This is a genomic window from Nocardia sp. NPDC059154 (genome assembly GCF_042755705.1).
GTDB lineage: Bacteria > Actinomycetota > Actinomycetes > Mycobacteriales > Mycobacteriaceae > Nocardia.
The window spans coordinates 37,782-49,661 of record NZ_JBHZCS010000022.1 but is presented as its reverse complement, the minus strand read 5'-3'; the positions used below and the strand labels follow the sequence as shown (position 1 = coordinate 49,661).

Below are 11,880 nucleotides of genomic sequence, written 5' to 3'. Positions count from 1 at the left end.
GGGTTTTTGGTTGTGAGCGCCACAGTTTCTGATTCGGGTGGGCCGGGTGTTGCGGATGGTCCGGGTGGTGCTGTTGCGGCTAGCCTGGGACGCATGGCAGGTAAGGCCCGCACCGGAACGTCACGTTCGCGAGCGGCGGCTACGCGGGGGCAGGCTCCTGCACAGGCCCGCGCTCGCAGCCCACGCACCCCCGCGAAGGGGCGCGGGGGAGCGGGACGGAAGGCGCCGGCACGGCGGCCCGCTCCGCGGCGCGGGTCGAATACCGCACCGCTCGCGGTGGTTCGGCGGGGCGTCACCAGCGGCTGGACCGTGATGGCGCGGGGGCTGGGCGCGACGACGCGGGCGGTCAGCCGGGCCGGGGAGATCGAGCACGGGCATCGGCGCGACGGGATCGCGCTGGGGCTGGTGGCTTTCGCCTTCGTGATCGCGGCGGCCGTGTGGATGTCGGCGGGCGGTCCGGTCGGGCACTGGGTGGATGCCGTGGTGCGCGCGGTGGCCGGATCCGCCTCGGCGGCACTGCCGTTCGTGGCGGTGGCCATCGCGGTGATTCTGATGCGGACCGAGCCGCAGCCGGAGATCCGGCCCCGGCTGGTGCTGGGCGGTCTGCTGGCCGGGCTGCCGGTGCTGGGTCTGTGGCATCTGGCGGCGGGTTCGCCGTCCGACGCGCACGGTCGCGCGCATGCTGCCGGATTCGTCGGCTATGTGGTGGGTGGTCCGCTGGGTGAGGGGCTGAGCGCCTTCCTGGCGGTGCCATTGCTCATGCTGGCCATCGGTTTCGGGCTGCTGCTGATCACCGGCACCCAGGTGCGGGATGTGCCCGCCCGGCTGCGGGAGATCTTCGGCACCGGCGCGGGCGGCGACGAATACGAGAGCTACTCCGAGGAACACGGCCTCTACGACGCCGACAGCTATGACGCCGACGGCTTCCCGATGCACCGTCCCGAGGTGCGCAAGCGCCGCGGCCGCACCCCCTCGGAGAACTATCCGACCGACGAGTTCTCGGGTTCCGACGCGGTCACCGAGATCATCGGCGAGCCGCCGCTGCAGGACGCCAAGGACATCGCCGCGCCGGAGGAGAAGCCGAAGCCCAAGCCGCGCAAGGCCGTCGCGAAGGTCGTCGATCAGACTCCGCCGCCGCCGGAGCCGCAGCAGCTGGAGTTCGTCACCGACCGCGAGGTGGACGGCGATTACACGCTGCCGTCGCTGTCGCTGCTCACCGACGGCGATCCGCCGAAGAAGCGCAGTGCGGCAAACGAATCCATGATCGAAGCCATCACCGAGGTGCTGGTGCAGTTCAAGATCGATGCCGCGGTCACCGGTTTCGTGCGCGGCCCGACGGTCACCCGCTACGAGGTGGAGCTGGGTCCCGGCGTGAAGGTCGAGAAGATCACCGCCCTGGCCCGCAATATCGCCTACGCGGTGGCGACCGAGAATGTCCGTCTGCTGGCGCCGATTCCGGGCAAGTCGGCTGTCGGCATCGAGGTGCCGAACGCGGACCGCGAACTGGTGCGCCTGGCCGACGTGCTGAAGGCCTCGAGCACCCGCAACGACCATCATCCGCTGGTGATCGGTCTGGGCAAGAACATCGAGGGCGAGTTCGTGGCGGCCAACCTGGCCAAGATGCCGCACCTGCTGGTGGCCGGTTCGACCGGTTCGGGTAAGTCCAGCTTCGTCAACTCCATGCTGGTCTCACTGCTGTGCCGGGCCACCCCCGATGAGGTCCGCATGATCCTCATCGACCCCAAGATGGTGGAACTGACGCCCTACGAGGGCATTCCGCACCTGATCACCCCCATCATCACCCAGCCCAAGAAGGCCGCGGCGGCGCTGGCCTGGCTGGTGGAGGAGATGGAGCAGCGGTATCAGGACATGCAGGCCAACAAGGTCCGCCATATCGACGACTTCAACCGGAAGGTGAAGTCCGGCCAGATCACCGCGCCGCTGGGCAGCGAAAGGGTCTACCGCCCTTACCCGTACATCCTGGCCATCGTGGACGAGCTCGCCGACCTCATGATGACCGCGCCGCGTGATGTCGAGGACGCCATCGTCCGCATCACCCAGAAGGCCCGTGCCGCAGGCATTCACCTGGTGCTGGCCACCCAGCGGCCCTCGGTCGACGTGGTCACCGGTCTGATCAAGACGAATGTCCCGTCCCGCCTGGCCTTCGCGACCTCGTCGCTGACCGACTCGCGCGTCATCCTGGACCAGCCGGGCGCGGAGAAGCTCATCGGCATGGGTGACGGCCTGTTCCTGCCCATGGGCGCAAGCAAACCGACCCGTCTGCAGGGCGCCTTCATCTCCGACGAGGAGATCGCGGCCGTCGTCGACTTCGCCAAAACCCAGGCCGAACCCGACTACCAGGAGGGCGTCACCGCCGCCAAGGCCGGCGAGAAGAAGGACGTCGACCCCGACATCGGCGACGACCTCGACCTCCTCCTGCAGGCCATCGAACTGGTCGTCACCTCCCAATTCGGTTCCACCTCCATGCTGCAACGCAAACTCCGCGTCGGCTTCGCCAAGGCCGGCCGCCTCATGGACCTGATGGAAACCCGTGGCGTCGTAGGCCCGTCGGAAGGCTCCAAGGCCCGAGACGTCCTCATCAAACCCGACGAACTCGACGGCCTCCTCTGGACCATCCGAGGCGGCGACGGCGCGCCGCCCGCCTCGGATGACGCTGAGCCCGAGGGCGTTTAGCCGCGGCGCAGGCCATGATCGCCGGCCCTCCGGGAACATTTGTCCAATCCACCGACACACCTCGGCCGGGATAGTGCACGTATGACTGTTTCCGGCAATAACTTACGCGCCGCCGCGGTGCTGATGCGGCCACTGCCGCTCATCACGGCACCCCCTCTCGGCCTTCATTGCGAAACACGCACGGTGGGAAGGAAAGGCAGATGACCCAAGCCGAACTGACGGGCGTGCCCGAGACAGCGTTGTGGACGTTGCGCAACCGGGCCGAGGAGGCGCTGCGCTCGGATTCCGGCTACGCCGACGACGAGGCGGTCCGGCTCTACCGTGCGCTGGCCGGGGAGGACTTCGAGCGATTCGGGCCACCCAGCCAGGTCCACCCGTTGCGCGCGATGGTGATCGACGAGATCATCGCCGGCTTCCTCGCCACCCACCCCGCTGGGCCGGTGGTCGCACTCGGTGAGGGCCTGCAAACAACGTACTGGCGTCTGGGTGAACCCGCGGCCGCCTGGTTCTCCCTCGACCTGCCGGAAATGGTTGCCGCCCAGCAGCGACTGCTACCTCCGGCCCCCGCGATCACCCGCCTGGCCCGCTCGGTGCTCGACCGGTCCTGGCTCGACGAAGTGCCATCCGGCCCCGCGGTGGTCACCGCCGAAGGCCTGTTCATGTACCTCCCGCCCGCCGAGGTCCACCTGCTCATCGCGGACCTGGCCGGACATTTTCCCGGCGGCATCCTCCTCTACGACTCCATCCCACGCCTAATGAGCGCGCTGACGATGAAGGGCAGGGTGCGCCTCAGCGACCGCTATACCGCCCCACCGATGCCGTCCAGCCAGTCCCTCCGTCAGGCGCGCCGGCTGCCCACCCGAATTCCGGGAGTCGTTGCGTCCGAGGACCTCATCCCGCCGCCCGGGCGGGGCCGATGGGCCTCTCCACTGCTGCGCCGGGTCGCGAGTGCCCCGGTCGTGCGCGCGCTGCGGCCCTCACTCACCCTGCTCCGATTCTCGGAGTGAGCCATCTTGCCGGAAGACGCGGGGAGGCCCTCGGTCACAGCGATTCCAGCAGTCCCTCCCGTCGCGCTTTCTTCAGCCCGCGGCGAGCCAGGAAACCATTGGCGAGCAGCAGCAGCGTCTTGCGGGGGACGCCGAGTGTGCGAGTTTGTCGGTGCCGATGGATTATGCGGTGCCGGATGGGCGGCGTATCGACATTACGGTGAGTCGGATTCCGGCCGGCGATTCGGTGCACAAGCGTGGGGTGTTGTTTGCGGGGCAGGGTGGGCCGGGGGCGGATGCTCTCGGGTTTTGGGGGCCACGAAATGTGACGGCGCCTGAGTTGCATCGGGAGTTCGATGAGATTGCGGTGCAGCCGCGTGGGTTGCGGTGGGCGACGCCGCTGCGGTGTAAGACGACCACGGCGGTGATCATCCCGGTGACCGATCGATCTGCATGTGAGAGTGCTGATCCCGGTTATCCGCGCACTATCACTACCGAGACCCTGGCGCGGGACCTGGACCAGGCGCGGCAGGCGCTCGGTGTCGATCGGATCGATTTCTACGGCGGTTCGTACGGCACGTTCCTGGGGGCCGCGTACGCGACTCTGTTCGGTCCGCATGTCGATCACATGGTGCTGGACGGGAATGTGAATCCGCAGTGGGATTGGCGTGAGCAGTTCGCGCAGGGATGGCAGGCGCGGGAGGCGGGGTTCACCGAACTGTTCGATTGGATCGCCGCCAATGACGCCGTCTACGGGTTGGGCGATTCGCGCAATGCTGTTGCCGCCGAATGGGTTCGGCAGGTTGATGCGCAGGGCGGCGGTTGGCTGGCCCGGCTCGATCCGGCGCTCGGCGGTGCGAGCGGTGCGCTCACTGCGCCGGGGCAGACGCCCAGTGCGGACGAGGTATCGGGGCGGATCGCGAATCTGGTACAGACCGTGCGGCATCCGAGTGGCACGACCAGTCCGACCTATGCCGCCGCCTCGACCGCGGTGTACTCGCGCAACCTGTGGCCGGATCTCGCCGAGGGGATGCGCCGGTACCGCGCCGACCCCCAACACACCGAATTCCTCTCCTATCTGACCAAGAGGACCGCCTTGGATCCGACCGGCCAGTGGATGTACGACGCGATCACCTGCAACGAGGACACCGGAACCCCGGACCCGGCCGCGGTCCCGGCCGCGATCGGTGACTTCGTCTCCGGCGCGAGCATTTTCGCCTTCTTCTCCCGCCTGCAGGCTTCCGGCGCGTTCTGCGGAGCCTGGCCCGCCTCGTCCGACCGCATCCGTGTCGACGGCACCGGCCTGGCGACCCGCCCACTGATCCTGCAGAGCACCCGCGACACCGCCACCCCCGCCGCGGGCGGTCCCGCCATGGCCGCCGCCCTGAACGGCACCCTGGTCTGGGTGGACGGTACCGACCACGGTTGGTTCGGCCGCGGCAACGCGCCCGTCGACGATGCGGTTGTCCGCTATCTCGAATCCGGCGACGTCGCCGTCACATCGGCTCCGGCCGCCGCCATCACCACCCCCAACCCGCCCACGGAAGTCCCGGGCTGAGCTCCGCCACGCCCGAAGTAGAACGTGTTCTATATTCGGGGGTAACCGTTCCGGCGAGCCCTCGGGAGTTCACTACATGTACCAGTGGTCCGACGAAGACCTGATGTTCCGCGACGCCCTGCGCGGATTCATCGACAAGGAGATCAAACCCAACGTCGAGCAGCTGGAAAGTGGTGCGCTGCCGCCCTTCGACACCATTCGCAAGTTGTACGCGACCTTCGGCCTGGACGAGCTCGCCCGGGAAGGGCTGGAGAAGGCCTTTGCGCGGGAAGAGGGTGGCGCCGAGAACAAGCCGGGCAAGCCCGGCGGCGGGTTCAGCGGATCGGGCAGCATGGGCGTGATCCTCAACAGTGAACTCGCCGGCATCAGCCTGGGCCTGGTGGCCTCGATGGGCGTGAGCCTCGGCCTCACCGTCGGCACCATTCGCAGCCGCGGCACCCTGGCGCAGAAGAAGCGCTGGCTGCCCGAGCTGGTCACCTTCGAGAAGGTCGGCGCCTGGGCCATCACCGAACCCGATTCGGGCTCGGACGCTTTCGGCGGCATGAAGTCCTACGTCCGCCGCGACGGCGAGGACTACATCCTCAACGGCCGGAAGACCTTCATCACCAACGGCCCGTACGCGGACGTCACCGTCGTCTACGCCAAGCTCGACGAGGAGGACGGCACCGACCGCCGCGACCGCAAGGTCCTCACCTTCGTGCTCGACAAGGGCATGCCCGGCTTCACCCAGAGCGCCGCCTTCAAGAAGATGGGCATGAACTCCTCGCCCACCGGCGAACTGTTCTTCGACAATGTCCGCATCACCCCCGACCGGCTGCTCGGCGAAACCGAGAATCCGGCCAAGGGCGACGGAAAGGACAGTGCCAAGGAGTCTTTCGCCGCCGAGCGCATCGGCATCGCCTCGCTGGCGTTGGGCATCATCAACGAATGCCACCGGCTCAGCGTCGATTACGCCAAGTCACGCAAGCTGTGGGGCAAGGAGATCGCCCAGTTCCAGCTCATCCAGCTCAAGCTGGCCGAGATGGAGATCGCGCGAATCAATGTGCAGAACATGGTGTTCAACGCCATCGAGCGCACCGCCGCGGGCGAGAAGGTCTCCCTCGCCGAGGCCTCGGCCATGAAGCTGTACTCCTCGCGCGCGGCCACCGAGGTCGCCATGGAGGCCGTGCAGCTCTTCGGCGGCAACGGCTACATGGCCGAGTACAAGGTGGAGCAGCTCGCCCGCGACGCCAAGTCGCTCATGATCTACGCGGGCAGCAACGAAATTCAGGTCACCCACATCGCCAAGGGCCTGCTCGGCGGGTAACCCCGCACTCAGGACAGCGGGCCCACCACGGATTCGGCGCCGGCCAGCAACTCGCCCGAGGCCGCCAGCTGCACGACCGCTTCGATCTCCGGTGCCAGGTAGCGGTCGGCGCCCGGTCCCTCGACCACCTCACGAATCCGGTCGCGGACCGCGGCGGTCGCGGGGGACGATTCCAGCGGAGCCCGCAGATCCAGGGCGCGGGCCGCGGTGAGGGCCTCGATGGCCAGCACCCGGGTCAGGCCGTCGATGGCGCGGCGCAGCTTGCGAGCCGCGGACCAGCCCATCGACACGTGGTCCTCCTGCATCGCCGAGGAGGGGATCGAGTCCACGCTCGCGGGCGCGGCCAGGCGCTTGAGCTCGGAGACGATCGCGGCCTGCGTGTACTGGGCGATCATGTGGCCGCTGTCGACGCCGGGATCGTCGGCCAGGAACGGCGGCAGGCCGTGGTTGCGGGCCCGGTCCAGGAAGCGGTCGGTGCGGCGCTCGCTGATGCTGGCCACATCGGCGACCACGATGGCCAGGAAGTCCAGCACGTAGGCCACCGGCGCACCGTGGAAATTGCCGTTGGACTCCACCCGGCCGTCGAGGGTGACCACCGGATTGTCCACGGCGCTGGACAGTTCGTAGGACGCGATCCGTTCGGCGTGCGCGAGGGTGTCGCGCGCGCCGCCCGCGACCTGCGGGGCACAGCGCAGCGAGTAGGCGTCCTGCACCACCGTGCAGTCGGGGGTGGCGTGGCTGGCCACGATGCCCGAACCCTGCAGCAGCCGAACCATATTCGAGGCGGCGAGCGCCTGACCCGGCTGCGGGCGCAGGGCCTGCAGGTCGGCGGCGAACACCTTGTCGGTGCCGAGCAGGCCCTCGACGCTCATCGACGCGGTCACGTCGGCCAGGCGGAAGAGCCGGTGCAGGTCGTGGCAGGCCAGTACGAGCATGCCGAGCATGCCGTCGGTGCCGTTGATCAGCGCCAGGCCCTCCTTCTCCGCGAACACCATCGGCTCGAGGCCGGCCGCGGCCAGCGCCTGCGCGGCGGGCATGAGCGTGCCGTCCGCATCGCGGACCATGCCCTCGCCCATCACCGCGAGGGCGACATGCGACAGGGGAGCCAGGTCGCCGGAACAGCCGAGGCTGCCGTACTCGTGCACGACCGGCGTGATCCCCGCCGACAGCAGCGCCGCGTACGCCTGGGCGACCTCCACGCGCACGCCGGTCCGGCCGGTTGCCAGCGTGGACAGCCGCAGCAGCATCAGGGCACGGATCACCTCACGCTCGACCTCGGGCCCCGAACCGGCCGCGTGCGAGCGAACCAGGCTGCGCTGCAACTGAGTTCGCAGTTCCAGCGGAATGTGCCGGGTGGCCAGGGCGCCGAAACCGGTCGATACGCCATAGACCGGCTTCGGGTCGGCCGCCAGCGCCTCGATCCGGGTGCGGCTCGCCCCGATCACGGTGAGCGCGTCCTCCGACAGCCGCACGGCGGCATTGCCACGGGCGACCCGGACCACGTCCTCGGGGGTGAGGGCGCCGACGCCGACGACAACTTCGGTGTCGGATGCCGCCGCGGCGTGCTGCTCGGAAAGTCGGAGGGTGTTCGCGTTCATCGTGTTGTTGTCCAATCCAATCTGCGGTCAGGGAAGAGCTCTGCGCTCAGGAAGAGCTGTGCGGTCAGGGAAGAGCGATTTCGGGCGCCGGGTCCGTGAGGGCCACCGGTGCGGGTTGCGTTGCGGGCCGGACCCACAGCCGATAGGCGGCGGTGAGCAGGACCAGCCAGACGGCTCCGACGACGAGCGCCACCCGGGTGTCGGCGTCGAAGGCGAGCAGGACGATCACGAAGGCCAGGCCCGCGATGGCGAAGATCGGCAGGTAGGGCCACAGCGGCACCGGGAACTTCAGCGCGGCAGCCTCTTCCGCGCTCATCTGCTGCCGCGAGCGGAAGTGGGACACCAGGATCATCAGCCAGACGAAGACCGTGGCGAAGGTGGCGATGGAGGCGATGACCACGAAGACCCGGTCCGGGATCAGGTAGTTGAGCATCACGCCGACCAGTAGGGCCGACACCATGATCACGACCGTCATCCACGGCACACCGTTGCGGGAGACCCGCCGCATCACGGCCGGAGCCTGCCCGCGCAGGGCCATGCCGTACATCATCCGGCCCGCGCCGAAGATATTGCTGTTGATGGCCGACAGCGCGGCCGTGATCACCACGACGTTCAGCACGGTCGCCGCGGACCCCAGGCCCAGGCTCTTGAAGATCTGCACGAACGGACTGCCCTCGTCGCCGATCTGGTTCCACGGCGTGACGGCCATGATCACGGTCAGGGTCAGGACGTAGAACAGCATGATGCGGGCGGGGACGGTATTGATCGCCCGCGGAATCGTCTGCTCGGGATTCTCCGCCTCGCCCGCGGTGACGCCGATGATCTCCGAACCGCCGAACGCGAACATGACGATCGCGAAGCACCCGAGGAAGCCGCCCACGCCGTTGGCGAAGAATCCGCCTCCGGCGTGCAGGTTGGACAGGCCCGTGCTGGTGTCATGGATGCCGAATCCCCAGATCAGTACGGCGGTTCCGCCCGCGATCATGGCGATGATCGCGACCACCTTGATCAGGCTGAACCAGAACTCGAGCTCGCCGAACACCTTGACGTTGAGCAGGTTGATCGCGCCGATGAAGAAGACGATCGCCAGCACCCAGATCCACCGGGGGACATCCGGGAACCAGAACCCCATGTAGACACCGAAGGCGGTGGTGTCGGCCAGCAGCACGATGACCATCTCGAAGATGTAGGTCCAGCCGGTCATGAACCCGGCCAGTGGACCGATGTGCTGGCTGGCGTACTCACCGAACGACCCGGACACCGGATTGCGGACCGCCATTTCGCCCAGCGCCCGCAGCACGATGAAGATCACGGCGCCGCCGATCAGGTAGGCCAGCAGCACCGAAGGGCCGGCCTGTTTGATCGCCTCGGCCGATCCGTAGAAGAGGCCGGTGCCGATGGCCGAACCGAGTGCGATGAATCGGATGTGGCGGGCGGTGAGACCCCGGGTCAGGGTCGAGGAGATGTCTTTCACGGATCGGACTCCCTGGTGTTGTTCATAACGCAGCCCGACAGGGATTGTGAGTGCGTTCACATATGTATAGGGCTGTCTATACAACTGTGTCAAGAGCGGGTAGTTACACAACGGCAACTAATTTAGTTGCCCGTCGCGCCGAGTCGCGATCCGGTGGATCAGCCGAGCGGCCGTGCGCGCGGTCCGGTGGTCGATATCGAGCTCCGGATTCAGCTCCGCCACATCCAGCAGCGCCAGCTTGCCGCTGCCCGCGACCAGGTCACACACCCGCTCGATCACCTCGAGCGGCACGCCGTACGCGGCCGGAGCGCTGACGCCGGGCGCGACCGGTGCGGGGAGCACATCCAGGTCAATGGTCAGATACACGACATCGACGGTGGCCAGGAACTCCTCGACGAAACCCCGCACCCCGGGCAGATCCGCGACGGTGCAGTCCTCGTCGAGCCGATAGCGCACTCCCAGCGCCGCGGCCGTGTCGAACAGTGCCACGGTGTTGCTCGGCTGCGAGATGCCGAGCACCGCATAGTCGAGCGCCCGCCCCGCTGCCGCCTCATCCTCGGCCATCTGCCGGAAGGGTGTCCCGGAACTGGGCGTCGGGTCGGCGCGAAGATCGAAATGGGCATCGAGGTTGAGCACCCCCAGCCGCGCCCCGGCCGCGACCGCGGCCCCGCCGGCGATGCCGAGATAGCTGGCGTAGGCCACCTCGTGGCCACCGCCGAGCACCGTCACGAAATGCCCGCCGTCGAGCAATTCGGTCACCACCGCGCCCAGTCGCCGCTGACCGGATTCGAGATCCCCGTCCTCGACCGCCACGTCACCGGCGTCCATGACGCGTGCCGGGCGGGGTAGCGCCATGGACGACAGTGCCTGCCGCAGGGCGGCCGGGCCGGAGGCAGCTCCGGTCCGCCCCTTGTTGCGGCGGACCCCCTCATCGCTGCGGAATCCGACCAGAACGCTTGCCCCGGGCGGGGTTTCGGGGGTGAACGGGGATATCGCGCTGTGCCAGCGCAGATGTGCCGGGCCCGGGCCGTCGTCGCGACCGGACCAGGGGGCGGGCGGATGATCGACAGCGGTCACAGCCGGTGTCCGTCCTTCCAGATCTCGCGCACCAGCGCCACTCCCGGCCGGTATGCCAGGTACAGGTGCGAGGGTGCGTCCAGTGCGATCAGATCGGCGCGCGCCCCGACCCGGATGTGGCCGATGTCGTTGCGCCGCAAGGCCGCCGCGCCGCCCGCGGTCGCCGCCCACACGGCTTCGTCCGGGCTCATGTGCATTTCGCGCACGGCCAGTGCGATGCAGAACGGAATGCTCGTGGTGTAGCAGGTGCCCGGATTGCAGTCGGCGGCCAGCGCGACGGTCACGCCCGCGTCGAGCAGGGCCCGCGCGTCGGGATATTTGTTGCGCGTGGAGAAGTCGGCCCCCGGCAGCAGGGTGGCGACCGTGCTGCTCGCCGCCAGCGCCTCGATGTCCTCGCCGGTGGTGTAGGTGACGTGATCGACCGAGGCCGCGCCCAGCTCGGCCGCCAGCTGGACGCCGGCGCCGTAGCTGAGCTGGTTGCCGTGCACCCGCGGCGTGAGCCCGGCCGCGATACCGGCCTCGAGCACGGCACGCGACTGGTCGGCGTCGAAGGCGCCCTCCTCGCAGAAGACGTCGATCCAGCCGGCGTGCGAGGCGCACGCCGGAATCATCTCGTCGATGACCAGCCGCACGTAATCGTCGGTGCGCCCGGCGAATTCCGGCGGCGTGACATGCGCCGCCAGCAGGGTCGTCTCCGACGTGTGCCGGGCCGCGATCTCGAGGCTCCGCAACTCATCGGCAACGGTCTGCCCGTAGCCCGACTTCGTTTCGATCGTGGTGGTTCCGGTCCGGAGGGCCTCGGCGACCAGCCGGGCGACATTGGCGCTCAGCGTCGAGTCGGTGGCCGCCCGGGTCGCGGCGATGGTCGTCCGGATGCCGCCCGCGCTGTAGGGCGCGCCCGTCATGCGGGCCGCGAATTCCTCCGACCGCTCACCGCCGAACACCAGGTGCGCGTGGCTGTCCACGAATCCGGGCAGGGCGGCACGGCCTTCCAGGTTCACCCGGGTGCCGGCGCTGCCCTCGGGCAGGTGCGTCCGCGGGCCGACCCACTGGATCAGGCCGTCGCCGAGCACCACCGCCGCATCCCGGATCACGCCGAGCGGGCCCGCGCCGATCTCGGGATCATTGGTCACCAGGGTGCCGATATTGTCGATGACCGTCCACTGCCCGGATTCGCTGTGCATGTG

At 68.6% G+C, this 11,880-nt stretch carries 8 protein-coding genes; 4 read left to right on the top strand and 4 right to left on the bottom strand.

Annotation, left to right across the window (positions count from 1 at the left end):
* Nucleotides 1-93: 93 nt before the first annotated feature.
* The 4 genes from ACFXN1_RS20245 to ACFXN1_RS20230 all read left to right on the top strand — a co-directional run bounded on the left by ACFXN1_RS20245 (nt 94) and on the right by ACFXN1_RS20230 (nt 6,544).
* A complete protein-coding gene (locus tag ACFXN1_RS20245; RefSeq protein ID WP_379438488.1) occupies nt 94-2,694 on the top strand; it encodes a DNA translocase FtsK in 2,601 nt (866 codons plus the stop codon).
* A gap of 200 nt (nt 2,695-2,894) precedes the next feature.
* Nucleotides 2,895-3,701, top strand: coding sequence for a class I SAM-dependent methyltransferase (locus ACFXN1_RS20240; protein WP_379438486.1), 807 nt, complete (start codon nt 2,895-2,897; stop codon nt 3,699-3,701).
* A gap of 157 nt (nt 3,702-3,858) precedes the next feature.
* Nucleotides 3,859-5,238: an alpha/beta fold hydrolase gene (locus ACFXN1_RS20235; RefSeq protein WP_379438485.1), complete on the top strand. Its 1,380-nt coding sequence runs from the start codon at nt 3,859-3,861 to the stop codon at nt 5,236-5,238.
* Nucleotides 5,239-5,314: 76 nt separating this feature from the next.
* Nucleotides 5,315-6,544 (top strand): acyl-CoA dehydrogenase family protein, encoded by a 1,230-nt coding sequence (locus ACFXN1_RS20230; protein WP_379438483.1) that lies wholly within the window; start codon nt 5,315-5,317, stop codon nt 6,542-6,544.
* A gap of 8 nt (nt 6,545-6,552) precedes the next feature.
* Here the strand turns inward: ACFXN1_RS20230 and hutH are convergent, their stop codons facing one another.
* From hutH to hutI, 4 genes are all read right to left on the bottom strand, one after another.
* Nucleotides 6,553-8,142, bottom strand: a complete 1,590-nt coding sequence (gene hutH, locus ACFXN1_RS20225) for a histidine ammonia-lyase (RefSeq protein ID WP_379438482.1) — start codon at nt 8,140-8,142, stop codon at nt 6,553-6,555.
* A gap of 64 nt (nt 8,143-8,206) precedes the next feature.
* Nucleotides 8,207-9,616 (bottom strand): amino acid permease, encoded by a 1,410-nt coding sequence (locus ACFXN1_RS20220; RefSeq protein ID WP_379398509.1) that lies wholly within the window; start codon nt 9,614-9,616, stop codon nt 8,207-8,209.
* 117 nt (nt 9,617-9,733) lie between these two features.
* Nucleotides 9,734-10,693 (bottom strand): formimidoylglutamase, encoded by a 960-nt coding sequence (gene hutG, locus ACFXN1_RS20215; protein ID WP_379438480.1) that lies wholly within the window; start codon nt 10,691-10,693, stop codon nt 9,734-9,736.
* On the bottom strand, nt 10,690-11,877 hold the full coding sequence (gene hutI, locus ACFXN1_RS20210; protein WP_379438479.1) for an imidazolonepropionase: 1,188 nt from the start codon (nt 11,875-11,877) through the stop codon (nt 10,690-10,692). Before hutI ends, hutG begins: the two co-directional genes overlap by 4 nt.
* Between the last annotated feature and the right edge of the window lie 3 nt (nt 11,878-11,880).